Raw genomic sequence first — 25,382 nt, 5'->3', positions numbered from 1 at the left:
TAGGTCACAGCGGCACCGCCAACCTTTTCCCGGCTCGCGCGTCCTCCCAGGCGACAGTGCACCGACTGACAGTGCTGGAGCTTGAGATGCGCAGATCCACCCAGGTTTTCGCGGTCGCCGCCGGAGCCGTGGCCGTGGTCGCCCTCGGCGGGGTGGCCGCCGCGGCGGCTTTCGCCGACGACGCGACCCCCACCCCGGCCACGTCAACGGCTCCGGCCAGCTCACCGGCCTCGACGTCGTCACCGGCGCCGGTCACCTCACCGGCCCGGCCCGCCGGCCCGGCTCCCTCGGCGTCCATAGGAAAGGCGACGGCCGAGCCGACCGTCTCGGCCTCCGCCGGACCGGCTCCCTCGCCCACCAAGGTGAAGCCGACCGCCGGACCGGCTCCCTCGCCCACCAGGGTGAAGCCGACCGCCGGACCGGCTCCCTTACCTACCAAGGTGAAGCCGACCGCCGAACCGTCTCGTTCGGCCCCGGGGCAGAAGCCCACCGCCGCCCCGGCGCCGCGCTCCTCGACCCGGGCCGCGTCCTGAGGCCGCGCGCGCCGGCCGGCCCGGCCGGCCGGCGCGCGCCGGCCCGCCCGTCGCACCTACCCACACCGCGAGGCCCTTTGTGATCTTCGTGCTGCCGATGCCCGGTTCGCTGCTGCGCTGGAGGCGAGGGGCCACCTCCGGCCCGGCCGTCGTGGCGGCCGCGGCGGACGCGATCGGCGAGCTGTACCGGGAGCGCCGCCTGCCGCTGGTCCGCCTGGCCGTGCTCATGGTCGACGACCTGCCCACCGCGGAGGACATCGTCCAGGACGTCTTCACCCGGCTGTACCGCCGTCACGGCGCCGGGCTGGGCGCCGTCTCCGACCCGGAGGCGTACCTGGTGTCGGCTGTCATGAACGCGGCCCGGTCGACACTGCGCCGGCGCCGGATCGCCCGCGCCTATCTGCCCCCGCGCCCGGATCCGGCACCCGCCGCCGAGGACGAAGCCCTGCTGGGCACGGGCGACCGGGAGGTGATCCGGGCGCTGGCCCGGCTCACCACCCGCCAGCGGCAGGTCATCGTCCTGCGCTACTGGTCCGGCCTCTCCGAGCGCGAGATCGCCGGCACGCTCCGGATCACCACCGGCACCGTCAAGTCGACCGCACACCGCGCACTGACGCTGCTCCGTGCTCACTTGGGGGAGAGATGACCGATCCCGACCTGGAACAGCGCCTGCGCGAGGCCTTGTCCGCCCGGGCCGCCGCCGTGACGACCCAGAGCCTGCGCCCCGCCCAGGCCCCACCACGCCCCACCGCACGCCCCGCGGTGACCCGGTGGTGGCTCCCGCTGACCGCCGGCCTGGCCGCCGCCGCGGTGTCGATCGTCGCCTTCACCCTGCTCCGGCCGGCAGATCCGTCGCCCGCCCCGCCCGCCTCCCCGCCTTCCCCGGCGCCCTCGACCTCCCCGGTGTCGCCGGCGTCCTCGACGTCCCCGGCGCCGCAACCGTCGCCGACGGCCTCGACCTCGCCGGCGTCCCCGGCCTCCGCGACATCACCGAGCCGCCCGGTGTCGCCGGCCGCGCCCACCTCGCTCCCGGGCGCCGCGCCGGCCAAGACGTCACCCGGTCCCTCGAGATCCTTGTCCACCGCGGAGCCGACCCCCACCTCATCCGACGGGAAGGCCAAGGCGACGCCGCAGGGGAAACCAACTCGCTGAGGGCGAGCGGGACGGTGCCGCCCAGCGCGGCATCCGGTGGGCGGATGTTCGGGACGCCCGGTGGTGGGCTTCGGCGGGTCGGGGGAGCCCGCGCGGAGAACTCGGCCGGCGGGGTGGGGTGCCGTGGGGGGTCCGGCTGGCGGGACACGGGTGGGGGTGCGGCGGGTGGTGAGAGGGGCGTGACAGAATTTGGGGGTGTTGCGCTGGCTTACCGCAGGTGAATCGCATGGACCGGCGCTCGTCGCTCTTCTCGAAGGCGTTCCCGCCGGGGTGGAAGTGACGAGTGCGGAGATCGGGCGCGATCTCGCGCGCCGGCGACTGGGTTACGGGCGTGGCGCCCGTATGCAGTTCGAGCAGGATGAGATCGAGATCATCGGTGGCATCCGGCATGGGCTGACGCTGGGTAGCCCGGTGGCCATCCGGGTCGGGAACTCCGAGTGGCCCAAGTGGCGGACCGTCATGGCGGCCGACCCGGTCGATCCCGAGGAGCTGGCCGCTCAGGCCCGTAACGCTCCTTTGACCCGGCCCCGGCCGGGGCACGCCGATCTGGCCGGCATGCAGAAGTACGGGCACACCGACGCCCGGCCCATTCTCGAGCGGGCCAGCGCCCGTGAGACCGCCGCCCGTGTGGCCGTCGGTGTCGTGGCCAAGGCGCTGATCAAGCAGGCTCTGGGCATCGACATCGTGTCGCATGTGATCGAGCTGGGGTCGGTGGCGGCCAAGACCGGGCTGATTCCCACGCCGGAGGACGCCGACCGCATCGACGCCGATCCGCTGCGTTGTCTCGACCCCGAGGCCAGCGCGCGCATGGTGGCCGAGGTCGACGCGGCCAAGAAGGACGCCGACACGCTGGGCGGCATCGTCGAGGTGCTGGCCTACGGGGTGCCGCCGGGCCTGGGCACCCACGTGCAGTGGGACCGCAAGCTCGACGCCCGGCTCGCGGCGGCGCTCATGTCGATCCAGTCGGTCAAGGGTGTGGAGATCGGCGACGGGTTCACGCAGGCCCGGTCGCGCGGGTCGGTGGCGCACGACGAGATCATTCCGACGGCGGACGGTGTGCGCCGGGTGACCGACCGGGCCGGTGGGCTCGAGGGCGGCATCACCAACGGCGAGCCGCTGCGGGTGCGGGCCGCGCTCAAGCCGATCTCGTCGCTCAACCGGGCGCTGCAGACCGTCGACGTGGTCACCGGCGAGCCGGCCACCGCCATCAACCAGCGCTCCGACGTCTGTGCCGTGCCGGCCGGCGGTGTCGTGGCCGAGGCCATGGTGGCGCTGACGCTGGCCGAGGCCGCCGTTGAGAAGTTCGGCGGCGACTCGGTGGCCGAGATCCGCCGCAACCTGGCGAGCTACCTCGAAAGCCTGGTCATCCGCTGATGGCGCCCCGGGCCGTGTTCGTCGGCGCGCCGGGCGCCGGCAAGTCGACCATCGGCGCGGCCGTCGCCGAGCTGCTGACCGTGGAGTTCGCCGACGCCGACACGATCATCGAGGAGCGGGCCGGCAAGCCCATCCCGGAGATCTTCATCGACGACGGCGAGGAGGCGTTCCGCGCGCTGGAGCGCCAGGTGATCGCCGAGACGCTGGCCGGTTTCGACGGCGTCCTCGCCCTCGGCGGCGGGGCGATCCTGCACGAGGGCACGCGCAAGCTGCTCACCGAGCACACCGTCGTCTATCTGTCGGTCGAGCTGAGCGACGCCGTCAGACGGGTCGGCCTGGGCGCGGGCCGGCCGCTGCTGAACCTGAACCCGCGGGCGACCCTCAAGTTCCTTCTCGATCAAAGGCGTCCGTTGTACGCCGAGGTCGCCACCCACACGGTGCCCACCGACGGGCGTGAGCCGCACGAGATCGCGGCCGAGGTCGCCGGTTTTCTTCAGGCGGAGGGTTCCTCCCGCTAGGAGCGCGCCTTCGTACGGCACACTGACCTCATGACCGGCGCCGGCCCGTCCGTCCTGCGCCCGATCGCGGTGGGCGTCGGCGCGGCCGTGTTCTGCTGCCTGACCACCTGGTTGGTCGCCCGGCTCGTCCAGGGTGATCTCAGCACCAACGACATGCTCGCCAGCGTGGCGAGCATGGTCGTCGCGCTCATCGGTCTCGCTGTGGCACTCGTGTCGCTGAGGCTGCAATTGGTGGACCGCGCCGCGACTCGACAGGACGATCGGCGCGTCGACCTGCACAACCGTCTGCGCGCGCTGTATGAGATGGCGGGCGCGCCCGGTGTGCGGCGTCTGCGCGGCACCCGACTGCGGCGGCTCACCACCCGGCGGCTGCACGCGGTGTTGGACGGCTCGGACCAGCCGGACGAGGATTTCGTGATCGCCCTGGTCGAGGCGATCGTGGCGGAGGCGTCGAGGACGGGCGTCGTCCTGGACTCCAGCCTCGTGGACGCCGGCGAGTGGCGGCGGCGTTGGGCAGCCGCCCGCGTGGAGTCGCCGAAGCACCCCCGACGACATCGGATGGTCGCCACCGCGACGGGTCTGATCGTCTTTTTCGGGCTCGGTGCCCTGCTCCTGCTGGTCCGGCCAGGGCCGGAGGCCGACCTTCGGGGAGAGCAGTTGTTGGCGGGCCGGTCCGGGCAGTCGCTGAGTCTTCGGGCTTCCCTGGCCAACAACAGTGACGAGGCTCGGACCGTCACTTCCATCAGCGTCTTCTTCGTCAGCGACGACGGGTTGGCCTGTCAGCGCGCGCACGAGCGTTACACCTATGAGCTCGAACCTGAGATCCAGGTGGCGACGCTGGAGAGCAGGGCGATGCCCTTTTCCGGTTCGGTGCGGGAGTCCCGCATGGATGTGGGGCCAGCCGGCGGTGACCTCCCCTCGTCCGGTCCCACGATGAGCGTGCCCGCGCAGGGCACGTACGAATACGAGAGGTGTGACGACACCCGCTTTGATCTGCGGTTTGATGTGGACGCTGTCGTTCCCGCGCACGGCGTGTCGACGATCGAGGTGCGGGTGCCGCTGCGGCTCCGAGCGACCCTGGTCCGGGTGGACGGCGAGAAGCCGGCGGAGAGCAGGACGATCGAGATCGCTCCGCCCGGCTTCGGGAGTCTTGTCGCTTCGGTTGAAGGCGGCGAAGACATCGTCATCTGCCGGGACGGCCTTGCACGGCTGCGGTCGCTGGGTCAGTTCGAGCGCTGCGGCCGCCGTTGAGGAATGCTCAGGGCAGCCTGATCCGCACGGCCGGGGGCAGGCCCTTCCGGCCGGTGATCCGGTTGCGTTTGGAGAAGGCGATGTCCAGCGGGCCGCCGTGCCAGTCACGGAACGGCGACAGGTCGATGGCGCGGCCCGCCGGGAGCCAGATGCCGACCTCGGTCAGCTGCGTCAGGCGTACGACCGGGGTCAGATCCAGAGCCTCGTCCATGCTCAGCCAGAGCATGCGCAGGCGCGGCGGCGGGCGCAGCGTCCGCAGCGCCGGCGAAGTGGGGTCGCGGAGCACCAGATATTCGACCCGCGGCAGGTCGCCGGCGAAGGCGATGTCGGTCCATTCGGCGCCGGAGAGCGTCAGCACCCGCAGGCGCGGGAAGGCCTCGACGAGCCGGCCCGGGTCGTCGGCGGTCAGGGTGCCGTGGCCCAGTTCGAGGTGGCCCAGGTCGTTCGGCGGCCCGAAGCCGGCGATCGGCGCGCCTTCGAGGCCCAGCTCCTCGAGCGCCGGCATCGCGGTGAGGGCCGAGACGTCGGCCGGTTCCGGGCCGAGCCGGACGTGCAGGCTGCGCAGCCCGGTCAGGCCGGCCACCGCGGCGACGGCGTCCGGGTGCAGGGCGGCGCCGTCCGAGACCGCGAACGTGCGCAGCTGGCCGAGGCCCTCCACGTCCCGGCGAGTGATCGCGTCGCCGTTCCAGAGGTGCAGCTCGCGCAGGCCGGGGTAGCGGTCGAGGAGATGAAGGTTGCGGTGACCGCGGCCGACCAGGAACAGGTCGGTGAGGGCGGCGGCGGGTGGCAGGCCGGCCACGTCGACCGGGCGGTCGAACCGGGCCCGGAGGGTGCGCAGGTGGCGCAGATGGCGGGTGGCGCCGAGCAGCGCGGGCTCGGTGATGGTGGCGCTGCCGTCGTCGAGCGGCGCCTCGGCCAGCACCTGCGTCGCGTACTCCGAAGGGTCGAAGGCGCGCCAGGCGTCGATCAGCAGCGTCTGCACCTTGGGGCGCGGGTCGGCGGCGTAGCCGGCCAGCATCTGGAGGGCGGCGGGGCTGTTGACCAGGGCCACGGTGTCGATGACGGCGGCCGCCTGCGACTCGGTGAGACCGGTGAGGGAACGCGGCAGGCGCTCCAGGATCGGCTCGCCGACCATGCACAGCGAGCGGGCCTCCGACTCGCGGCGCGGCGGCAGCAGCGTGTCGAGGCGGCCCAGGATCTCGCCGATCAGGCGGGGCGGTTCCAGGGCGGGCATCGTCTCCAGGCAGGCCGCGGCCAGCAGGACCAGCGCGCGACGGTGGCGCGGCTCGGCGTCGGCGCGGCGGAGGAGACCTTCGATCAGTTCGGTACGCATCGGGGCGTTGCCGTGTCCGGCGGCCATCACGATGATCTCGCGCCACGCGTCGAGGTGGGCCTGTCCGGCCAGCATGCCGCCCATGTTCTGCTCGGCCGCCTCGCGGGCGGCCAGATATTCGCCGAAGGTGCGGTGCACGAAGTCGACCCGGCCGCCGACCGGTTCGCGGAGCACACCGCTGCGCTCGATCAGGTGGACCAGGACGGCGGCGGGCTCCGCCTGCACGCGTGGCATGGCGGCCAGCCGCCGGGCCAGGTACGACTCCGCCTCCGTACGGGAAAGCTCCGATCTGTTGTTGAGGGACAGGCGCCAGGCCAGATCCTGCAGAAGCTGAAGGCGGTCGCGGACGGTCATGGCGGGCAGCATGGGCACGCCGCGCTCGGTGTCCCGGCGATGCAGGAGCATGTCGACCGCGGCCTGATAGACGCCCATCCGGTCGGGCGGCAGATGGGCCTCGCGGTCGAGGTTGAGGGCGCACAGCATGGCGGCCATCAGCGGGTTGCCGGCCATGCGGTAGAGGTGACGGTTGGCGGCGAGCCGGGTCAGCAGCGCCTGCTCGTAGCGGGGCAGCTCGGACGGCGGGCACGGCAGGGACGGTGAGTCGCGCGCGGCCCGGTGCCATTGGCTGATCAGGGCGCGGACGTCGGCCGGGGAGAGCCGCTCCAGCGAGAGGGAGTCGAAGTCGTCGAGCCAGCGCGCCGACGCGGCCGGCGGGCGCGAGGTGACGACGACGATCGAGTCGGGGTACGTGTCGAGCAGGTCACGCAGCCACGTCCGCACCCGGGGCCGGCGGTCGGCGGGCAGCTCGTCGACGCCGTCGATCAGCAGCAGGGCGCGGCCGCCGGCGAGTTGCCGGTGCACCCAGCCCGGGGGCATCGTGCCGGCGATCGGGTCGGCCACGCCGGTGAGGAACTGCTCGGGGGCGGGCAGGGCCGACGGCCAGCTGCGCAGCTTGATCAGGAACGGGACGCGGCCGTTCCACTCGGCCAGCGGGCCGGTGAAGCCGCCGCGGACGGCGGTGACGGCCAGCCAGCGCAGCAGGGTGGACTTGCCGGCGCCGGCCTCGCCGCGGATCAGGGTGCGGCGACGCTGGGCCAGGGCCTGCTCGACGCGTTCGGCGCCGGTGTTGTCGGGGCGGGAGTGCCGCAGCAGGGCCGGCTCCCACTGCGGCTTGCCGGTGGGGCGCTCGCCGGTGACGGCGAGGCTGATGTAGGCGACGCTCAGCGTGGTGCGGGGGCGGAACTGGGTCTCGACGCCGACGAGTTCGAGGATGTCGAGTTTGCGGGACAGCGTTTCGGCGTACCGGGGAAGGAAGTCGAGCGGGACCGGACCGCTCACCGCGAGATGACGCAGGGCCTCCGACATGATGCCGGTGAGCTCGCTCAGGCGGGCGAGCATCTCGACGGCGGCGCGGTGGCCGAACGGCGCGGTCCGCACGACGAACTGGGTGAAGCAGCGGCTGCAGTCGTCGAGCGCGACGTCGTACAGCCGCTGACCGAGCTCGGAAAGGGCGGCCGGTGGCGCGCTCCGCCGCAGGTGGGCGGCGAGGCGCACCGGATCGAGGTCGACCGCGAAGAGGGCGTCGTCGGTGAGGTCGGCCCGGCGGAAGGTGTCGGCCACGGCGTCGAGGGCGGCCACCGCCTCGTTCGGCGGCAGCGACGCGAAACGGCTGGTGATCAGCGGTCCGAGCCGCTCGGCGACCTCGTCCACGACCGACTCGATCTGGCGTTCGCCGCGGCGCCGGGTGAACTCGTCCTTGGCCGACTGCTGAAGGAGGTCGGCCAGCGGCAGGGTGCGCTCGCGGGTCTGCCGCCGGCCGGTCAGCCATCGCGTGAACAGGGGCGTGACGACGGCACGGCCCACATTGAGCAGTGCGGTCTCGATTCCCGTCACGTGGCGGACTGTACTCAGTCGAGGCGACTCTCCAGGCGCTCGATCCGCTCGATCAGGGGCGCGAGCGCGGTCGTCAGCGCGTCGGCCTGCGGAGCCCGGTTGGCGCGCAGGTGGGCGTATCCGGCGAGGGCCGCGCTGACCGCGCGGCGGGTGGCCCGGGCGTCGGCGCCCCGGGCGCGCAGGACCTCGCCGGCGGCGCCGTCGGGCTCGGCGGCCAGGGCGATGAGCAGGTGCTCACAGCCGACGTAGTTGTGGCCGAGACCGATCGCCTCGCCGACCGACAGTTCCAAGGCGATCGCGGCCGAGCGGCTGAAGCGGGGGCCGGTGGCGTCGCTGAGAGGCTCGGCGGTCCCGGGGGCGGTCAGTGTGGTGGGCGGGATGTCCATCGCGGTGAGGATCTGGAGGGCCAGGTTGTCGCCCTCGGCGAGGACGCCGTGCAACAGGCCGCCGGTGGTCACCGGCATCCCGCGCCCCGCGGCCAGCCCGAGGACGGTGACCAGGCGGGCGGTGAAGCTGGGCAGGCGCTCGGCCAGGGCGGCCGGGTCGAGGTCGTTGGCGGTGGCGTCACGGATGGCGGCGACCCGCTGGACGGCCTGTTCCAGGGCGCGCTGGCAGATCGCGGAGACGGGGACGCCGCTCTCCCGGACGGCGTCGGCGAGGTCGTCGGGCAGGTAGACGTTGATTTTTGGCATGGCTCATGTGTAACCCGTATGGGGGTACAAAGATATAACCCCATTCCGGGTGGTGGAACGGGCGCCATGGGGTGCGCTCCCTCCGGGACACGGGTCTAGGGTTTGCGCCGTGGTGACACGAATTCAGGTGGCCGGTGACCGTCCGTACGAGGTGCTCGTCGGCCGTGATCTGGCAGGCGAACTGCCGTCGCTGATCGGCGGGGCCGCACAGGCGGCCGTGCTCTTCTCGGCCCCGCTGCGTGACCGGGCCGAGCTGATCGCCGCCGCGACGGGCGTGCAGACCCTGCTCATCGAGGTGCCGGACGCCGAGGCGGGCAAGACCGTCGAGGTCGCGTCGAGGTGCTGGGACGAGCTGGGCGCCAGCAACTTCACCCGTACGGACGTGGTGATCGGTGTCGGCGGGGGAGCGGTCACCGACCTGGCCGGGTTCGTGGCCGCGAGCTGGCTGCGCGGGGTGCGGTGGGTGCCGTGCTCGACGTCGTTGCTCGGCATGGTCGACGCGGCCGTGGGCGGCAAGACCGGGGTGAACATCGCCGCCGGCAAGAACCTGGTCGGCGCGTTCCATCCGCCGGCCGGGGTGCTGTGCGATCTCGACTCGCTGGCCACGCTGCCCGCCGATGACCTGACGGCCGGCCTGGCCGAGGTGATCAAGTGCGGGTTCATCGCCGACCCCGTCATCCTCGACCTGATCGAGAAGGACGACCTCGGCGACGCCGTGCTCCGGGAACTGGTCGAGCGCGCGATCCGGGTCAAGGCCGAGGTGGTCGGCGTCGACCTCAAGGAGTCGGGGCTGCGCGAGATCCTGAACTACGGGCACACGCTCGGGCACGCGATCGAGAAGCGCGAGCGGTACACCTGGAAGCACGGGCACGCGGTGGCGGTCGGCCTGATCTTCGCCGCCGAGCTGGCCCGGCTGGCCGGCCGGCTGGACGAGGAGACGGCACGGCGGCACCGGTCGGTGCTGGAAAAGGTGGGGCTGCCGACGTCGTACGAGGCGGGCGCGTGGCCCGAGCTGCTGAGCGCGATGCGCGTCGACAAGAAGACCCGGGCCGCCACGCTGCGGTTCGTGGTGCTCGACGGCCTGGCCAAACCGGGCATCCTGACCGGCCCGGACGAGAGCCTGCTCGAGCGGGCGTACGCGGAGGTGGCGCGATGATCTACGTCTTGAACGGGCCGAATCTGGGCCGGCTGGGCACGAGAGAGCCTTCGGTGTACGGCCACACGACGTACGCCGATCTCGAAAAGCTCTGCCTGGAGACCGCGGAGCGGCTCGGCGTGCGGATCGAGGTGCGCCAGACCGACGCCGAATTCGAGATGATCCGCTGGCTTCACCAGGCGGCCGACGAGGGCGCCGACGTGGTGCTCAACCCGGCCGGGTGGTCGCATTACAACATCGCGGTCCGGGACGCGGCGGCCCAGCTGGGCGGACGGCTCATCGAGGTACACATCTCGAACATTCATACACGCGAGGAATTCAGGCATCATTCGGTCATCTCGGCCGTCGCCACCGGCGTCGTGGCGGGTCTGGGTGTCGATGGTTACCGGCTCGCGCTCGAGCACCTGGCCCGATTCGCCGGTTAGACGTCTCCGCCGGTAAACTCGGTCGGTCACCGACAGCTTCCATAGAAATCAAGGCAGGGCATGGCTTCCACGAACGACCTGAAGAACGGCCTGGTGCTCAACCTCGACGGCGGCCTCTGGTCCGTGGTGGAGTTCCAGCACGTCAAGCCCGGTAAGGGTGGGGCGTTCGTGCGCACCACGCTCAAGAACGTGCTGTCCGGCAAGGTCGTCGACAAGACGTTCAACGCCGGCACCAAGGTCGAGACGGCCACGGTCGACAAGCGCACGATGCAGTACCTCTACCAGGACGGCGAAGACTTCGTCTTCATGGACCTGGACACCTACGAGCAGATCACCGTCGCCGGCGGCACGGTCGGCGAGAACGCCAACTACCTGCTCCCCGAGGCCGAGGCGACGGTCGCGACCCACGAGGGCGTCCCGCTCTACATCGAGCTGCCGACCAGCGTGTTCCTCGAGGTCACCTACACCGAGCCGGGCCTGCAGGGCGACCGCTCGACCGGCGGCACCAAGCCGGCCACGGTCGAGACCGGCGCGACCGTGAACGTCCCGCTGTTCATCACCACCGGCGAGAAGATCAAGGTCGACACCCGCGACGGCCGTTACCTCGGTCGTTCCTGATCATGGCTGATGCCCCTCGCTCGACGCAGACGCCGGCCCGTCGCAAGGCCCGCAAACGGGCCTTGGACGTGCTCTACGAGGCCGATCTGCGCGATCTCCCGCCGCGGGAGGTCCTCGCGACCTACCTCGAGCGCATCGCCAAGCCCCATCCGGACCACCTCGAATATTCGATCGGCCTGGTCGAGGGCGTGGCCGACCATCTCGACCGCATCGACGAGCTGATCGCCAGCTACGCCGAGGGGTGGACCCTCGAGCGCATGCCGGTCGTCGATCGCAACCTGGCCCGGATCGCCGTCTACGAGCTGCTCTACGTCTCGGAGATCGACGACCCGGTCGCCATCTCCGAGGCCGTCGAGCTGGCCAAGACGATGTCGACCGACGACAGCCCGCGCTTCCTCAACGGCATCCTCGGCCGCATCGCGGAGTTCGCGACCCGCTGATTCTCAGCGAAAGACCCCGGGCTCCGGTGAGCTCGGGGTCTTTTTCACGCTTGATCAAAATGGTCGACATCACGGCGAGTGGTCGCCGGGCGGCTAATTCGCTGGACGGGCCTGCGACGGTTGACGCATGGCCCTTTCGATCCGCCCGCTGACCGAATCCGACCTTCCGGCGGTGGTGGAGTTCTCGGTGCGCGCCTGGGCGCCGGTCTTCGCGTCGTTCGAGCAGGTGCTGGGCCCGCGCGTCTTCCACCGGCTCTATCCCGACTGGGCCAAGGCGCAGGCCGGGGCGGTCGAGCAGACCTGCCGTGAGCTGGCCGCCACCAGCTGGGTGGCGGACGACGGCGAAGGGCCGGCCGGGTTCGTGGCGGTCGTCCATCACGACGCGGCGCACTCGGAGCCCGGCTCCGCCGAGATCGAGATGATCGCGGTCGACCCGGCCCGGCAGCGGCGGGGCATCGCGGCGGCGTTGATCGATCACGCTCTGCGGCACATGCGCGAGGCCGGTGTCGACCTGGCCAGCGTCTCCACCGGCGGCGATCCGGGACACGGGCCGGCCCGGGCCGCCTACGAGAGGGCCGGCTTCACCGGCCTGCCGCTTGTCCGCTACTACAAGGCGCTGTAGACGCGAAAAAGCCCGCGTAGGAGAACGCGGGCTTTTCAGCGTGTGGGACTCTGGGCCGGCGGGAAGGCGGGGGGCCTGGCCGGCTCGGCGAGTCGACGGGGGAAGGGGGATGTGGCCGATGGGGAGATCGGCGTTGTTTTTCGCCTGTTTCACCAGGTGAGGAAACGCCGCCTCGGCGGAGGCGCAACGTTTCAGTTGGCGAAAATCAGCTGGCGAAGAAGGCGCGCGGGTCGGCCACGAGGACACCCTGCTCGGTGAGGCGCTCGATGAGGCCCGAGGGGGAGATGTCGTAGACGATGGCGAGCGCCCGCAGGTCGTCGGCGCGGATGGAGAGGACGCGGCCGTTGTAGTCGCCGCGCTGCTGCTGGATCGCACGGGCGTACCGCGCGACGTAGGCGAGGTCCTCGCCGGTGGTGTCGTACAGCTTCTCGAGGTCCAACACGATCTTGTTGGTGGCCTCGAGGCGGACACCGCTGCCGTCGGGCAGCAGCTCCGACACGGGAACGCGGTAGAAGTCGGCCAGCTCGGCGAGACGCGAGACGGTGACCGCGCGGTCGCCACGCTCGTACGATCCCACCACGACGGCCTTCCAGCGGCCGTTCGACTTCTCCTCCACGCCCTGCAGGGACAGGCCCTGCTGCTGGCGGATGGAACGCAGGCGGGCGCCCAACGACTTGGCGTACTCAGACGGCATTCGGAACACTCCCACTGTGCATGCCGCGGAGGGTTCTTCCTCCGCGATCGCTACGCAGCGTGACGGTACGGAGTTTGCGACTTCCGGTCAAGTGTCGGTTACCGATGAGTCCTGTGGCTCACGGTAGATCTGTCACATAAGTCCGAGTGTGGTGGCGGTCAGGCACGTCACCATGGTCATCGCCGCGCGCACTGGTAACGTAGCGTCAGCCCATGTGGTGGCCCCTCCCGGGGTTGCCCTGAACTTCCTTTAACGACCCGTCCCGTGAGGCGGGGAAGGAGGTCCGCCGTGGCGCAGCCACGTGCCGACACGCCCAGCAAGATCATTTTGAGCGCGTCCGACCTGCACCGGGTCGTCGACCGTGTCGCTCATCAGATCCTCGAGAAGACGTCCGGCGCCACCGGCACCGTTCTTCTCGGGATTCCCACCCGCGGCGTGCCGCTGGCCCACCGCCTGGCCGCCCGCATTCACGCGTTCGAGGGCATCGACGTGCCCGTCGGATCGCTCGACATCACCCTCTACCGCGACGACCTGCGGCTGCACGCCACCCGCGCGCTCGGCAAGACCGAGCTGCCCGGCGGCGGCATCGACGGCCTGCGGGTCATCCTCGTCGACGACGTGCTGTTCAGCGGCCGCACGGTCCGGGCCGCCCTGGACGCCCTGAACGACGAGGGCCGCCCCAGCTCGGTCCAGCTCGCGGTCCTGGTCGACCGTGGCCACCGGCAGCTGCCGATCCGCGCCGACTACGTCGGCAAGAACATTCCGACTTCTCTCTCGGAGAGCGTCCGCGTCTCACTGACCGAGACGGACGGCCTCGACGAGGTACGACTGACGGGGAGCGACAAGTGATAAAGCATCTCCGTTCGGCGGCCGATCTCGACGCGGCCACCGCCACTCTCATCCTGGACACCGCGGGCGAGATGGCCGCTCTGGCCGGTCGTGAGGTCAAGAAGCTGCCGACGCTGCGCGGCCGCACGGTGGTCAACCTCTTCTACGAGGACTCGACCCGCACCCGCATCTCGTTCGAGGCGGCGGCCAAGCGCCTCTCGGCCGACGTCATCAACTTCTCGGCCAAGGGCTCCAGCGTCTCGAAGGGTGAGAGCCTCAAGGACACGGCGCTGACCCTGCAGGCCATGGGCGCCGACGCCGTCGTGATCCGGCACCCCGCGTCGGGGGCGCCGCACCGGCTGGCCCAGTGGGTCGACGGGTCGGTGGTCAACGCCGGCGACGGCACCCACGAGCACCCCACCCAGGCGCTGCTGGACGCGTACACGATGCGCTCCCGTCTCGGGAAACTCGACGGGCTGAAGGTCGCGATCGTGGGTGACGTGCTTCACAGTCGCGTCGCGCGATCAAACCTTCTGCTGCTCACGACGCTCGGCGCATCCGTGACCCTCGTCGGGCCGCCGACGCTCATCCCGCTGGACGTCGCGGCCGCGCTGTCGCCCTCCGCGAAAGTGTCGTACGACCTCGATAGCGTCCTGCCCGAGATGGACGTCGTGATGATGCTTCGGGTGCAGACCGAGCGCATGCAGGACTCGTACTTCCCGTCCGCCCGGGAGTACAGCCGCCGCTACGGTCTCGACCTCGCGCGCATGCGCAAGCTGCCCGAGCACGCGATCGTCATGCACCCCGGCCCGATGAACCGGGGCATGGAGATCACGCCCGAGGTGGCCGACTCCTCCCGTTCCACCATCGTCGAACAGGTCGCCAACGGGGTCAGCGCCCGCATGGCCGTCCTTTATCTGCTGCTTGGGGGCAAGGCGTGAGCTCGTTCTTGATCAAGGGTGTCTCGGTTCTCGGCGCCGCGCCGTCCGACCTGCTGGTGAGTGACGGCGCCATCGTCGGCGACATTTCGGGCAAACCTGAAGTCATCGACGCCGACGGCCTGGTCGCGCTTCCCGGCCTGGTCGACCTGCACACCCACCTGCGCGAGCCCGGCCGCGAGGACGCCGAGACGGTCGAGACCGGCTCCCGGGCGGCCGCGCTCGGCGGCTACACGGCGGTCTTCGCGATGGCCAACACCTCGCCCGTCGCCGACACCGCGGGCGTGGTCGAGCAGGTCTGGCGCCTGGGCCGCGAGGCCGGGCTGGTCGACGTGCAGCCGATCGGCGCCGTCACCGTCGGCCTGGCCGGCAAGCAGCTGGCCGAGCTGGGCGCGATGGCCACCTCGGCCGCCGGGGTGCGCATCTTCTCCGACGACGGCTTCTGCGTCGCCGACCCGCGCCTCATGCGCCGCGCCCTGGAGTACGTGAAGGCGTTCGACGGCATCATCGCCCAGCACGCCGAGGAGCCCCGGCTCACCGAGGGCGCCCAGATGCACGAGGGCGAGGTCAGCACCCGCCTCGGCCTCACCGGCTGGCCGGCCGTGGCGGAGGAGGCGATCATCGCCCGCGACGTGCTGCTGGCCGAGCACGTGGGCAGCCGCCTGCACGTCTGCCACGTCTCCACCGCCGGCTCGGTCGAGGTGCTCCGGCAGGCCAAGGCCCGCGGCGTCCGCGTCACGGCCGAGGTCACGCCGCACCACCTGCTGCTCACCGACGAACTGGCCGCGTCGTACGACCCGGTCTACAAGGTCAACCCCCCATTGCGTACGGCCTCAGATGTGCACGCCCTCCGGGAAGCGCTGATCGAGGGCGTCATCGACGTGGTCGCGACCGACCACGCGCCGCACGCGGTGGAGGACAAGGAGTGCGAGTGGGCGTACGCCCGGCCCGGCATGGTCGGGCTGGAGACGGCGCTGCCGGTCGTGCTCTCCGTGCTCGGCGAGCGGTGGGAGCTGATCGCCGACCGCATGTCGCGCACCCCCGCCAAGATCGCGGGCCTCACCGGCCACGGCACCGACCTGAGCGTCGGCAGCCCGGCCAACCTGACGCTGGTGGACCCGTCCGCCCGCCGGGTCGTCGACCCGGCCGAGCTGGCGAGCCGCAGCCGCAACACACCGTACGCGGGCACCACCCTGCCGGGTCGCATCGTGGCGACGTTCCTCCGGGGAGTTCCTACGGTCCTCGATGGGAAGGCTGTTAAGTGACAAAAGCGATTTTGGTCCTGGAAGACGGAAGGACCTTCTCCGGTACGGCCTATGGCGCTGTCGGGGAGACGTTCGGTGAGGCGGTCTTCACGACCGGCATGACGGGTTACCAGGAGACGTTGACCGACCCGTCGTACCACAAGCAGGTCGTCGTCCAGACCGCGCCGCAGATCGGCAACACGGGCGTGAACGAGGAGGACGACGAGTCCTCTCGCATCTGGGTGGCGGGTTATGTCGTCCGCGACCCCGCGCGCCGCCCCTCCAACTGGCGTGCGACCGGTGACCTGGGCGAGCGGCTCGCCGCCGAGGGCGTCGTCAGCATCAGCGGCGTCGACACCCGCGCCCTCACCCGCCACCTGCGCTCCCGGGGCGCCATGCGCGTGGCCATCTCCAGCGTGGACCTCGACCCGGCATCGGTCCTGGAGCGAGTCCGGAAAAGCCCGGAAATGGTAGGTGCTGACCTCTCGGCCGAGGTCTCCACGTCCTCCCGCTACACGATCGACGCCGTCGGCGAGCACCGCTACACCGTCGCCGCGCTCGACCTCGGCATCAAGCGCAACGTCACCCGGCGCCTGGCCGCGCGCGGTGTGACCACCCACGTCTTCCCGGCCTCGTCCTCCATCGAGGACCTGCTCGCGGTCAGCCCGGACGCGGTGTTCTTCTCGCCCGGCCCGGGTGACCCGGCCACGGCGGACGGGCCGGTCGCGCTGGCCCGCGAGGTCATGCGCCGCGAGAAGCCGCTGTTCGGCATCTGCTTCGGCAGTCAGATTCTCGGCCGGGCGCTCGGCTTCGGCACCTACAAGCTCGGCTACGGCCACCGCGGCATCAACCAGCCGGTGCTCGACAAGACCACCGGCAAGGTCGAGGTGACCAGCCACAACCACGGTTTCGCGGTCGACGCCCCGCTCAACAAGGTGATCGACACCGACTTCGGCGGGGTCGAGGTGTCGCACGTGTGCCTCAACGACGAGGTGGTCGAGGGCCTGCGGGGCATCGAGGTCCCCGCCTTCACCGTCCAGTACCACCCCGAGGCGGCGGCCGGCCCGCACGACGCGGATTACCTGTTCGACCGGTTCGTCGAGCTGGTCGAGAAGAAGGGCTGACCCACATGCCGAAGCGTGAAGATCTCAAGCACGTCATGGTGATCGGCTCCGGCCCGATCGTCATCGGCCAGGCCTGCGAGTTCGACTACTCCGGCACCCAGGCGTGCCGGGTGCTGCGGGCCGAGGGCATCCGCGTCTCACTGGTCAACTCGAACCCGGCCACGATCATGACCGACCCGGAGTTCGCCGACGCCACGTACGTCGAGCCGATCACCCCCGAGTTCGTCGAGCTGGTCATCGCCAAGGAGCGCCCCGACGCGATCCTGCCCACCCTCGGTGGCCAGACCGCGCTGAACACCGCGATCGCCCTGCACGAGAGCGGCGTCCTGGAGAAGTACGGCGTCGAGCTGATCGGCGCCGACGTCGACGCCATCCGCCGCGGCGAGGACCGTCAGCTGTTCAAGGAGATCGTGGCCAAGGCCGGCGGCGACACCCCGCGCTCGCGGGTCTGCCACTCGATGGACGAGGTCCGCGCGACCGTCGCCGACCTCGGCCTGCCGGTCGTCATCCGGCCCTCGTTCACCATGGGCGGCCTCGGCTCGGGCATGGCGCACACCGACGAGGACCTCGAGCGCATCGCCGGCTCCGGCCTGGCCGCCTCCCCGGTGCACGAGGTGCTCATCGAGGAGAGCGTGCTCGGCTGGAAGGAGTACGAGCTCGAGCTGATGCGCGACAAGCACGACAACGTCGTGGTCGTCTGCTCGATCGAGAACATCGACCCGATGGGCGTGCACACCGGCGACTCGGTGACCGTGGCGCCGGCCATGACGCTGACCGACCGGGAGTACCAGAACCTGCGCGACCTCGGCATCGCCGTGCTGCGCGAGGTCGGCGTCGACACCGGCGGCTGCAACATCCAGTTCGCGATCAACCCGGACAACGGCCGGCTCGTCGTGATCGAGATGAACCCGCGCGTGTCCCGCTCGTCGGCGCTGGCCTCCAAGGCGACCGGCTTCCCGATCGCGAAGATCGCGGCCAAGCTGGCCATCGGCTACACGCTCGACGAGATCCCGAACGACATCACGCTCAAGACGCCGGCCGCCTTCGAGCCGGCCCTCGACTACGTGGTCGTGAAGATCCCGCGCTTCGCTTTCGAGAAGTTCCCGGGGGCCGACCCCGAGCTGACCACCACGATGAAGTCGGTCGGCGAGGCCATGTCGATCGGCCGTAACTTCGCCGAGGCCCTGAACAAGGCGATGCGGTCGATGGAGACTTCGGCCGCCGGCTTCTGGACCCGGCCTGACGCTCCCTCCTCCCTCGACGACGTTTTGTCTGCTTTGCGCATTCCACACGACGGCCGTCTCTACACGGTGGAGCGGGCACTGCGGCTCGGCGCCACGGTCGAGCAGGTGCACGAGGCCAGCGGCCGCATCGACCCCTGGTTCCTCGACGAGATCAAGGCGCTGGTCGACCTCCGCCAGGAGATCCTCGACGCGCCGGTGCTCGACGAGGAGCTTCTTCGTACGGCCAAGCGCTCGGGAATCTCCGACAAGCAGCTGGCCGCGCTGCGGCCCGAGCTGGCCGGCGAGGACGGCGTCCGCACCCTGCGGCACCGGCTCGGCGTGCGCCCGGTCTACAAGACCGTCGACACGTGCGCGGCCGAGTTCGAGGCGAACACCCCGTACCACTACTCGACGTACGACGAAGAGACCGAGGTCGCTCCGTCCGACCGGCCCAAGGTTCTGATCCTGGGCTCGGGGCCGAACCGCATCGGGCAGGGCATCGAGTTCGACTACTCCTGCGTGCACGCCGTCATGGCTCTGCGCGGGGTCGACTACGAGACCGTCATGGTCAACTGCAACCCGGAGACGGTCTCGACCGACTACGACACGGCCGACCGGCTCTACTTCGAGCCGCTCACCTTCGAGGACGTCCTCGAGGTCTTCCACGCCGAGGACAGCTCGGGCAAGGCCGCCGGCGGCCCCGGCGTGGTCGGCGTGATCGTGCAGCTGGGCGGGCAGACCCCGCTCGGCCTGGCCAACCGGCTCAAGGCGGCCGGCGTGCCGATCGTCGGCACCTCGCCCGAGTCGATCGACCTGGCCGAGGACCGCGGCCTGTTCGGCGCGGTGCTGGCCAAGGCCGGCCTGCGCTCGCCCGACCACGGCACGGCGACCAGCTTCGAGGAGGCCAAGGAGATCGCCGACGCGATCGGCTACCCGGTGCTGGTCCGCCCGTCGTACGTCCTCGGCGGCCGCGGCATGGAGATCGTCTACGACGAGCCGACGCTGCGCGGCTACATCGAGCGGGCCACCGAGATCTCCCCGAACCACCCGGTGCTGGTCGACCGGTTCCTCGACGACGCGGTCGAGATCGACGTGGACGCGCTCTGCGACGCCAACGGCGACGTCTACATCGGCGGGGTCATGGAGCACATCGAGGAGGCCGGCATCCACTCCGGCGACTCGTCCTGCTCGCTGCCGCCGATCACCCTGGCCGGCTCGCACCTGGCCGAGGTGCGCCGCTACACCGAGGCGATCGCCCGCGGCGTCGGGGTGCGCGGCCTGCTGAACGTGCAGTATGCCCTCAAGGACGACGTGCTCTACGTGCTCGAGGCCAACCCGCGCGCGTCGCGGACCGTGCCGTTCGTCTCCAAGGCGACCGCGGTGCCGCTGGCCAAGGCGGCGGCCCGGATCATGCTGGGCGCCACCATCGGCGACCTGCGGGCCGAGGGCATCCTGCTGCCGGACAGCGACGGCGGCTCGGTGCCGGCCAACGCGCCGATCGCCATCAAGGAGGCGGTGCTGCCGTTCAAGCGGTTCCGCACCCCGGCCGGCAAGGGCGTCGACAGCCTGCTCGGCCCCGAGATGAAGTCGACCGGCGAGGTCATGGGCATCGACGCCGGCTTCGGCCAGGCGTTCGCCAAGTCGCAGGCGGCGGCGTACGGGTCGCTGCCCACCGCCGGCAAGATCTTCGTGTCGGTGGCGAACCGGGACAAGCGGGCCATGGTCTTCCCGATCAAGCGGCTGGCCGACCTCGGTTTCACCATCGTCACCACGGCCGGCACCGGTGAGGTGCTGCGCCGCTACGGCGTCGCCTGCGAGATCGTGCCGAAGCACTACGAGAGCCCCGGCCAGAACGCCATCTCGCTGATCCAGTCCGGCGAGATCGCGATGATCATCAATACCCCGCAGGGCTCCGGCGCTTCCGCCCGCTCGGACGGGTACGAGATCCGCAGCGCCGCGGTGACGGCCGACATCCCGAGCATCACCACGGTTCCGGGCGCGGCGGCCGCGGTCATGGGCATCGAAGCCCTGATGCGCGGCGACATGTCGGTGCGGCCGCTGCAGGAGCTGCACGCGGCCCTGCGCGGCGGTTCCCAGTGACGCTGTTCGAGTCCACCGTCCGGCCGGTCCTGTTCCGGCTGGGCGGTGGCGATGCGGAGACGGCGCACGAGTTCACGCTGCACCGGCTGGCCGGGCTGCCGGCGCCGGCGCGGTCGCTCATGCGGGCCCGCTACGCGACGAGCGCGCCGGTCGAGGCGTTCGGGGTCCGCTTCCCGAACGCGGTCGGCCTGGCCGCCGGCATGGACAAGAACGGCGTCGCGCTGCCGGCCTGGCCGGCCCTCGGGTTCGGCTTCGTCGAGGTCGGCACGGTCACCGCGAAGGCGCAGCCCGGCAACGACAAGCCGCGGCTGTTCCGGCTCCGCGGCAGCGAGGCGATCATCAACCGGATGGGCTTCAACAACGCCGGCGCGGCCGCCCTGGCCACCCGCCTGGCCGCGCTGGGCCCGATCGGCGTGCCGCTCGGCGTCTCGCTGGGCAAGTCGAAGGTGACCCCGCTGGAGGAGGCGGTCGAGGACTATCTGACCTCGCACCGCCTGCTCCACCCGTACGCCGACTACATCGCGGTCAACGTCTCCTCGCCGAACACGCCCGGCCTGCGCAGTCTCCAGGACAAGTCGGCCATCGCCGACCTGCTGAAGGCCCTGGTCGGCCCGAAGCCGGTGCTTGTGAAGATCGCCCCCGACCTGACCGAGCCGGCGATCGCGGAGCTCCTCGAGGTCTGCCTGAGCCACGGCGCGGCCGGCGTGATCGCCACGAACACGACGCTGTCCCGCGACGGCCTGGCCCGGCCCGACCAGCCGAGGGCGTCGGAGGCGGGTGGCCTCTCCGGCCGGCCGCTGACGGAGAAGGCCCGCAAGGTCGTCCACTTCGTCCACACCGAGACCGCCGGCCGCCTGCCGATCATCGGGGTGGGCGGCGTCATGGAAGCCGGCGACGCGACCCGCCTGCTCGACGCGGGGGCGTCGCTGGTGCAGCTCTACAGCGGCTTCATCTACAAGGGGCCCGCATTGGTGCGGGCCGCGGCGAAAGCCGCCGCTCACCGCTACACGGCCCTGGCTCGCGCCGCGCGATGACCAGCGCCCCGCACCTCCCGGCCGCGGACGGCTCGTCGTCCCCGGCCGGGGGGCCGGGCGGCGCCGCGCCCCCTACTTCCGCGCCGGCGGAGGCGGGGCGGCTGCTTGCGCTTGATCGGGCGCATGTCTGGCATCCGTACGGGCCGATGCCCGGGCGGAGTGAGCCCTATCTGGTCGAGAGCGCTTCGGGCGTACGGCTCAAGCTCGCCGACGGCCGTGAACTGGTCGACGGGATGTCGTCGTGGTGGGCGGCGATCCACGGCTATCGGCATCCGGTGCTGGACGAGGCTCTGATCGAGCAGTCGCGGCGGATGAGCCACGTGATGTTCGGCGGACTCACCCACGAGCCGGCCATCGAGCTGGCGGCCGAGCTGGTCGAGCTGGTCCCGCGCGGGTTGGAGCACGTCTTCCTGTGCGACTCGGGGTCGGTCAGTGTCGAGGTCGCGATCAAGATGGCGCTGCAGGCACGGCCCGGGCGGCGCAAGCTGGCCACCTGGCGCGGCGGCTATCACGGGGACACCTTCCATCCGATGAGCGTGTGTGACCCGGACGGTGGGATGCACTCGCTGTGGAGCGGGGTGCTGCCGGCGCAGATTTTCGCGGACGCGCCTCCGGTGGCCTTCGACGAGGCGTACGCGGAAAAGCTCGTCGAAATGATCGAGCGGCACTCGGCGGAGATCGCGGCGGTGGTCGTCGAGCCGGTCGTGCAGGGCGCGGGTGGCATGCGGTTCCACGATCCGCGGTACCTGCGCGTGCTGCGGGAGGCGACCGAGGCGTACGGCATCCTCCTGATCTTCGATGAGATCGCCACGGGGTTCGGGCGGACCGGGAAGCTCTTCGCGGCCGAGCACGCCGGCGTCGTGCCCGACATCATGTGTGTCGGGAAGGCGCTCACCGGTGGCTACCTGACGCTCGCGGCGGCGCTGTGCACGACGGCGGTCGCCGAGGCGATCTCGGGCGGCGCGGGTGGCGGGCTCATGCACGGGCCGACCTTCATGGGCAATCCGCTCGCGTGCGCGGTCGCCAGAGCGTCGCTGAGGCTCCTGCGGGACGGGTCCTGGGTAGATCGGGTCCGACTGATCGAAAACGGTCTCAGGGACGGCCTGGAGCCGTTGCGGGGGCGGCCCGGCGTCGCGGACGTCCGGGTCCTGGGCGCCATCGGGGTGGTGCAGCTGGATCACGACGTGGACATCCGGGCCGCGACGGCCGCGGCGGTGGACCGGGGAGTCTGGTTGCGGCCCTTCCGCGATCTCATCTACACGATGCCGCCGTACGTCACGGGGGCCGAGGACATCGCCCGGATCACCGCGGGGGTCGCCGCGGCGGCCACGGTCGGCTGAATCCGGCGCACTGCGGCGCAGAACACACGGAGATTTTCCACCGCTCGGCCCCGGCCGTTTCCATGGCCGATTCGCCCGGGCCCTTCGCTCCCCGCCTCACGCAAGATCCGCTCCCCGCCTCACGCAAGATCCGCACTCCGCCTCACGCAAGATCCGCACTCCGCCTCACGCAAGATCCGCACTACCGCATCGGCCGCCCGCGCGCTGGCGGCCACCCGACACGGAAGAGGAATCACTGACGATGGAGACCTTCGGCAAGCGCCTCGTGGAGGCGACCGAGAAGCGTGGCCGGCTGTGCGTCGGCATTGATCCGCACGCCGCTCTGCTGGCCAGGTGGGGCCTGTCCGACGACGTGGCCGGCCTGGAACGTTTCGCCCTAACGGTGGTCGAGGCCCTGGCCGATCGGGTGGCCGTGCTCAAGCCGCAGTCGGCGTTTTTTGAGAGATTTGGGTCACGCGGCATCGGCATTCTTGAGTCAACTATCCGACAGTCTCGGGAGGCCGGAGCTCTTGTCCTGCTCGACGTGAAGCGCGGCGACATCGGTTCGACCATGGCCGCGTACGCCTCCGCCTACCTTGATCCGGCGAGTTCTCTGCGTGCTGACGCGATTACTGTGAGTCCCTATCTCGGATTCGGATCGTTGCAGCCGGCACTCGACGTCGCGGCCGCCAACGGCGGCGGCGTCTTCGTCCTCGGCCTGACGTCCAATCCGGAGGGACCGTCCGTTCAGCACGCCGTCGGAGCCGGCGGCAAGACCGTGGCGCAAACCATGATCGACGAGATTTCCCAGCTCAACAGGGGTGCCGAGCCCCTCGGAAGCTTCGGTCTGGTCATCGGGGCGACGATCGGGGAGACCGGCCACGACCTGTCCGCAGTGAACGGTCCACTGCTCGCCCCGGGCCTCGGAGCACAGGGTGCGACCCCCTCCGACCTGCGCCGTGTCTTCGGGGAAAGCCTGCGTAACGTGCTGCCGTCGTACTCACGGGAAGTTCTGACAGCGGGACCATCAGTGGCCGAGCTGCGTCTAGCAGCCGAACGCGCCGCAGACGAGTGCGCAGCTGCGCTCGGGTGAAAAGGTCCCTGCTTACCAGGGACGCGGACAGCGGGTCCGGGGGTACCCCCACGTTGCCGAAAGCGCCGTTGACCGCTAGTTTTCCCGGCGCCGGGGAACCACATGCCCCTTTGGTTACCTGGCACACCACGTTTCACAGAAGCGCCGGTATTGACCTACCGTCGCGATAGGGACCTGAGGAGAACTGGTGCCGCTCCCGTCACTGAGCCCCGAGCAGCGCGCTGCAGCGCTGGAGAAGGCCGCGGAAGTCCGCAAGGCTCGGGCTGAGCTGAAGGAACAGCTCAAGTCCGGCAAGACCACCCTCGCCGCGGTGCTCGACCGCGCGGAGGAGGACGAGGTCGTCGGCAAGCTGAAGGTTTCGGCCGTGCTTCAGGCGCTGCCGGGCATCGGCAAGATCCGCGCGACGCAGATCATGGAGAAGCTCAAGATCGCTGACAGCCGCCGGCTGCGCGGTCTCGGCGACCAGCAGCGCAAGGCCCTCCTGGGGGAGTTCGCTGCGAACTGACTCATGGGCTCGTGTTGAATGAGCCTTGTGAGCATGGATGACGACGCGCGCCCGGCGGCCCGACTCACCGTCCTCTCCGGCCCCAGTGGGGTCGGCAAGGACAGCGTGATCGAGTTGATCCGGGCGCGCTCGCCTTGGATCAAGCTGTCCGTGTCCGTGACGACCCGGAAGAAGCGCGACTACGAGACCGATGGCGAGCACTACCATTTCGTGACCCGCCAGGAGTTCCAGCGGCTGATCGATGGCGGTCAGCTGTTGGAGTGGGCCGAGTTCGCCGGCAACCTCTACGGGACGCCGAGGGCACAGGTCGAGGGCTGGCTGAGCCAGGGCCAGCCGGTCCTGCTGAAGATCGACCTGCAGGGCGCGCGCCAGGTCCGCGCCTCGATGCCGGACGCACAGCTGGTCTTCCTGGCCCCGCCGAGCGTCGAGGAGCTGCGCCGCCGCCTGGTCGGCCGGGGAACCGACGACGAGGAGACGATCCGCCGCCGCCTCGAGCACGCGGACGAGGAACTGGCGCACGAGAAGGAGTTCGACCGCACGGTCGTGAACGACTTCGTCGAGCGTGCAGCCGACGAGCTGGTAGGATTGCTCGGTTCGTCATATCTGACGCCAGCGCAAGCCCCAGAGCATTAAGGATTGAACAACTGTGGGAACCATCGCGAACCCCGAAGGCATCACCAACCCGCCGATCGACGAGCTGCTGGACAAGACCTCGTCGAAGTACTCGCTGGTGATCTTCGCGGCCAAGCGTGCCCGCCAGGTCAACGCCTACTACAGCCAGCTCGGTGAGGGCCTCCTCGAATACGTGGGCCCGCTCGTCGAGACCACGCCGCAGGAGAAGCCGCTCTCGATCGCCATGCGCGAGATCAACGCCGGCCTCCTGACCGCCGAGGCGACCGACAACCCCTGATCGGGGAATCGCCCACCACGGCCAGGCACCACAGCACGACTTAGCGGCCCAGCGCCGCCACGATCCCGCGCCCACCTGTGTGGCCGCGGGATCGCTGTTTTTCCAGCCGTCTTTCGGTCCCGGGCCCTTCCCCGGCCCGTCCTCGGTCCCGGGCCTTCCCGGCCCTTTCTCCCCGGCCCGTCCTGGGCCCCGGCCCGTCCTGGGTCCCGTCCCGTCCTGGGCCCCGGCCCGTCCTGGGTCCCGTCCCGTCCTGGGTCTCGGCCTGGCCCGTCCCGTCCTGGGTCTCGGCCTGGCCCGTCCCGTCCTGGGTCTCGGCCTGGCCCGTCCCGTCCTGGGTCTCGGCCTGGCCCGTCCCGTCCTGGG

25 protein-coding genes are annotated in these 25,382 nt (G+C 70.9%); 21 read left to right on the top strand and 4 right to left on the bottom strand.

What is annotated here, in order from left to right; translation table 11 throughout:
- Positions 1 to 4: 4 nt before the first annotated feature.
- The gene (locus tag ACFY36_RS17270; protein WP_499746963.1) at positions 5 to 589 is read right to left on the bottom strand and encodes a hypothetical protein; all 585 of its coding nucleotides are present in this window, start codon (positions 587 to 589) and stop codon (positions 5 to 7) included.
- A 23-nt stretch (positions 590 to 612) separates the two neighbouring features.
- Between ACFY36_RS17270 and ACFY36_RS17265 the strand changes: the two genes are divergently transcribed.
- The 5 genes from ACFY36_RS17265 (at position 613) to ACFY36_RS17245 (ending at position 4,828) form a co-directional block, all read left to right on the top strand.
- On the top strand, positions 613 to 1,179 hold the full coding sequence (locus tag ACFY36_RS17265; RefSeq protein WP_499746962.1) for an RNA polymerase sigma factor: 567 nt from the start codon (positions 613 to 615) through the stop codon (positions 1,177 to 1,179).
- Positions 1,176 to 1,685, top strand: a complete 510-nt coding sequence (locus ACFY36_RS17260; RefSeq protein WP_499746961.1) for a hypothetical protein — start codon at positions 1,176 to 1,178, stop codon at positions 1,683 to 1,685. Before ACFY36_RS17265 ends, ACFY36_RS17260 begins: the two co-directional genes overlap by 4 nt.
- 195 nt (positions 1,686 to 1,880) lie before the next feature.
- Positions 1,881 to 3,059: a chorismate synthase gene (aroC, locus tag ACFY36_RS17255; RefSeq protein ID WP_499746960.1), complete on the top strand. Its 1,179-nt coding sequence runs from the start codon at positions 1,881 to 1,883 to the stop codon at positions 3,057 to 3,059.
- Positions 3,059 to 3,577: a shikimate kinase gene (locus ACFY36_RS17250; RefSeq protein WP_499746959.1), complete on the top strand. Its 519-nt coding sequence runs from the start codon at positions 3,059 to 3,061 to the stop codon at positions 3,575 to 3,577. The genes aroC and ACFY36_RS17250 overlap by 1 nt, the downstream gene beginning before the upstream one ends.
- A 30-nt stretch (positions 3,578 to 3,607) precedes the next feature.
- Entirely contained in the window at positions 3,608 to 4,828 is a 1,221-nt protein-coding gene (locus tag ACFY36_RS17245) for a hypothetical protein (protein WP_499746958.1), read from the top strand.
- A 7-nt stretch (positions 4,829 to 4,835) separates the two neighbouring features.
- On the opposite strand, the gene ACFY36_RS17240 is transcribed toward ACFY36_RS17245, so the two are convergent.
- Together ACFY36_RS17240 and ACFY36_RS17235 are read right to left on the bottom strand one after the other, a co-directional pair.
- Positions 4,836 to 8,054 carry an NACHT domain-containing protein gene (locus ACFY36_RS17240; RefSeq protein ID WP_499746957.1) on the bottom strand — a complete coding sequence of 1,073 codons (3,219 nt, stop codon included), beginning with the start codon at positions 8,052 to 8,054 and terminating at the stop codon, positions 4,836 to 4,838.
- A 14-nt stretch (positions 8,055 to 8,068) separates the two neighbouring features.
- Positions 8,069 to 8,746, bottom strand: coding sequence for a Clp protease N-terminal domain-containing protein (locus tag ACFY36_RS17235; protein ID WP_499746956.1), 678 nt, complete (start codon positions 8,744 to 8,746; stop codon positions 8,069 to 8,071).
- 109 nt (positions 8,747 to 8,855) lie between these two features.
- Here ACFY36_RS17235 and aroB point away from each other — a divergent pair, with 109 nt between their 5' ends.
- The 5 genes from aroB to ACFY36_RS17210 all read left to right on the top strand — a co-directional run bounded on the left by aroB (position 8,856) and on the right by ACFY36_RS17210 (position 12,007).
- Positions 8,856 to 9,902 carry a 3-dehydroquinate synthase gene (gene aroB, locus ACFY36_RS17230; protein ID WP_499746955.1) on the top strand — a complete coding sequence of 349 codons (1,047 nt, stop codon included), beginning with the start codon at positions 8,856 to 8,858 and terminating at the stop codon, positions 9,900 to 9,902.
- Positions 9,899 to 10,327, top strand: a complete 429-nt coding sequence (gene aroQ, locus ACFY36_RS17225; RefSeq protein WP_499746954.1) for a type II 3-dehydroquinate dehydratase — start codon at positions 9,899 to 9,901, stop codon at positions 10,325 to 10,327. Before aroB ends, aroQ begins: the two co-directional genes overlap by 4 nt.
- Positions 10,328 to 10,387: 60 nt before the next feature.
- Positions 10,388 to 10,945, top strand: coding sequence for an elongation factor P (gene efp / locus ACFY36_RS17220; protein ID WP_499746953.1), 558 nt, complete (start codon positions 10,388 to 10,390; stop codon positions 10,943 to 10,945).
- Positions 10,946 to 10,947: 2 nt separating this feature from the next.
- Complete coding sequence (nusB, locus tag ACFY36_RS17215; RefSeq protein WP_499746952.1) at positions 10,948 to 11,385, top strand: transcription antitermination factor NusB; 438 nt, start codon at positions 10,948 to 10,950, stop codon at positions 11,383 to 11,385.
- Between the two features lie 127 nt (positions 11,386 to 11,512).
- Positions 11,513 to 12,007, top strand: a complete 495-nt coding sequence (locus tag ACFY36_RS17210) for a GNAT family N-acetyltransferase (RefSeq protein WP_499746951.1) — start codon at positions 11,513 to 11,515, stop codon at positions 12,005 to 12,007.
- Between the two features lie 205 nt (positions 12,008 to 12,212).
- Here ACFY36_RS17210 and bldD read toward each other — a convergent pair whose 3' ends face one another.
- Positions 12,213 to 12,701 carry a transcriptional regulator BldD gene (bldD, locus tag ACFY36_RS17205; protein WP_020517563.1) on the bottom strand — a complete coding sequence of 163 codons (489 nt, stop codon included), beginning with the start codon at positions 12,699 to 12,701 and terminating at the stop codon, positions 12,213 to 12,215.
- A 288-nt stretch (positions 12,702 to 12,989) separates the two neighbouring features.
- Here bldD and pyrR point away from each other — a divergent pair, with 288 nt between their 5' ends.
- The 11 genes from pyrR (at position 12,990) to rpoZ (ending at position 25,019) form a co-directional block, all read left to right on the top strand.
- Entirely contained in the window at positions 12,990 to 13,550 is a 561-nt protein-coding gene (gene pyrR, locus ACFY36_RS17200) for a bifunctional pyr operon transcriptional regulator/uracil phosphoribosyltransferase PyrR (protein WP_499746950.1), read from the top strand.
- Positions 13,547 to 14,470 (top strand): aspartate carbamoyltransferase catalytic subunit, encoded by a 924-nt coding sequence (locus tag ACFY36_RS17195; protein WP_499746949.1) that lies wholly within the window; start codon positions 13,547 to 13,549, stop codon positions 14,468 to 14,470. Before pyrR ends, ACFY36_RS17195 begins: the two co-directional genes overlap by 4 nt.
- Entirely contained in the window at positions 14,467 to 15,732 is a 1,266-nt protein-coding gene (locus ACFY36_RS17190; RefSeq protein WP_499746948.1) for a dihydroorotase, read from the top strand. Before ACFY36_RS17195 ends, ACFY36_RS17190 begins: the two co-directional genes overlap by 4 nt.
- Entirely contained in the window at positions 15,729 to 16,835 is a 1,107-nt protein-coding gene (carA, locus tag ACFY36_RS17185; RefSeq protein WP_499746947.1) for a glutamine-hydrolyzing carbamoyl-phosphate synthase small subunit, read from the top strand. The genes ACFY36_RS17190 and carA overlap by 4 nt, the downstream gene beginning before the upstream one ends.
- Before the next feature lie 5 nt (positions 16,836 to 16,840).
- The gene (gene carB / locus ACFY36_RS17180) at positions 16,841 to 20,158 is read left to right on the top strand and encodes a carbamoyl-phosphate synthase large subunit (RefSeq protein ID WP_499746946.1); all 3,318 of its coding nucleotides are present in this window, start codon (positions 16,841 to 16,843) and stop codon (positions 20,156 to 20,158) included.
- Entirely contained in the window at positions 20,155 to 21,192 is a 1,038-nt protein-coding gene (locus tag ACFY36_RS17175) for a quinone-dependent dihydroorotate dehydrogenase (protein ID WP_499746945.1), read from the top strand. Before carB ends, ACFY36_RS17175 begins: the two co-directional genes overlap by 4 nt.
- Positions 21,193 to 21,293: 101 nt before the next feature.
- The gene (locus tag ACFY36_RS17170) at positions 21,294 to 22,532 is read left to right on the top strand and encodes an adenosylmethionine--8-amino-7-oxononanoate transaminase (protein WP_499747548.1); all 1,239 of its coding nucleotides are present in this window, start codon (positions 21,294 to 21,296) and stop codon (positions 22,530 to 22,532) included.
- 241 nt (positions 22,533 to 22,773) lie between these two features.
- The gene (gene pyrF, locus ACFY36_RS17165) at positions 22,774 to 23,604 is read left to right on the top strand and encodes an orotidine-5'-phosphate decarboxylase (RefSeq protein ID WP_499746944.1); all 831 of its coding nucleotides are present in this window, start codon (positions 22,774 to 22,776) and stop codon (positions 23,602 to 23,604) included.
- Positions 23,605 to 23,791: 187 nt separating this feature from the next.
- Positions 23,792 to 24,109: an integration host factor, actinobacterial type gene (gene mihF, locus ACFY36_RS17160; protein ID WP_020517554.1), complete on the top strand. Its 318-nt coding sequence runs from the start codon at positions 23,792 to 23,794 to the stop codon at positions 24,107 to 24,109.
- Positions 24,110 to 24,142: 33 nt separating this feature from the next.
- Positions 24,143 to 24,742, top strand: coding sequence for a guanylate kinase (gene gmk / locus ACFY36_RS17155; protein ID WP_498653800.1), 600 nt, complete (start codon positions 24,143 to 24,145; stop codon positions 24,740 to 24,742).
- Between the two features lie 13 nt (positions 24,743 to 24,755).
- The gene (gene rpoZ, locus ACFY36_RS17150) at positions 24,756 to 25,019 is read left to right on the top strand and encodes a DNA-directed RNA polymerase subunit omega (protein ID WP_015623990.1); all 264 of its coding nucleotides are present in this window, start codon (positions 24,756 to 24,758) and stop codon (positions 25,017 to 25,019) included.
- Positions 25,020 to 25,382: the final 363 nt, after the last annotated feature.

This window comes from Actinoplanes sp. NPDC000266 (assembly GCF_042899005.1).
Classification (GTDB): Bacteria; Actinomycetota; Actinomycetes; order Mycobacteriales; family Micromonosporaceae; genus Actinoplanes.
Note: the sequence above shows the minus strand (reverse complement) of the source record. Positions and strands in the feature narration are given on the sequence as shown.

Bases quoted from the DNA above. Each gene is read 5' to 3' on its own strand.
- ACFY36_RS17260 (WP_499746961.1), top strand. From the start codon at position 1,176: ATGACCGATCCCGACCTGGAACAGCGCCTGCGCGAGGCCTTGTCCGCC.
- ACFY36_RS17250 (WP_499746959.1), top strand. From the start codon at position 3,059: ATGGCGCCCCGGGCCGTGTTCGTCGGCGCGCCGGGCGCCGGCAAGTCG.
- ACFY36_RS17245 (WP_499746958.1), top strand. From the start codon at position 3,608: ATGACCGGCGCCGGCCCGTCCGTCCTGCGCCCGATCGCGGTGGGCGTC.
- ACFY36_RS17235 (WP_499746956.1), bottom strand. From the start codon at position 8,746: ATGCCAAAAATCAACGTCTACCTGCCCGACGACCTCGCCGACGCCGTC.
- aroQ (WP_499746954.1), top strand. From the start codon at position 9,899: ATGATCTACGTCTTGAACGGGCCGAATCTGGGCCGGCTGGGCACGAGA.
- efp (WP_499746953.1), top strand. From the start codon at position 10,388: ATGGCTTCCACGAACGACCTGAAGAACGGCCTGGTGCTCAACCTCGAC.
- nusB (WP_499746952.1), top strand. From the start codon at position 10,948: ATGGCTGATGCCCCTCGCTCGACGCAGACGCCGGCCCGTCGCAAGGCC.
- ACFY36_RS17210 (WP_499746951.1), top strand. From the start codon at position 11,513: ATGGCCCTTTCGATCCGCCCGCTGACCGAATCCGACCTTCCGGCGGTG.
- bldD (WP_020517563.1), bottom strand. From the start codon at position 12,701: ATGCCGTCTGAGTACGCCAAGTCGTTGGGCGCCCGCCTGCGTTCCATC.
- carB (WP_499746946.1), top strand. From the start codon at position 16,841: ATGCCGAAGCGTGAAGATCTCAAGCACGTCATGGTGATCGGCTCCGGC.
- pyrF (WP_499746944.1), top strand. From the start codon at position 22,774: ATGGAGACCTTCGGCAAGCGCCTCGTGGAGGCGACCGAGAAGCGTGGC.
- gmk (WP_498653800.1), top strand. From the start codon at position 24,143: ATGGATGACGACGCGCGCCCGGCGGCCCGACTCACCGTCCTCTCCGGC.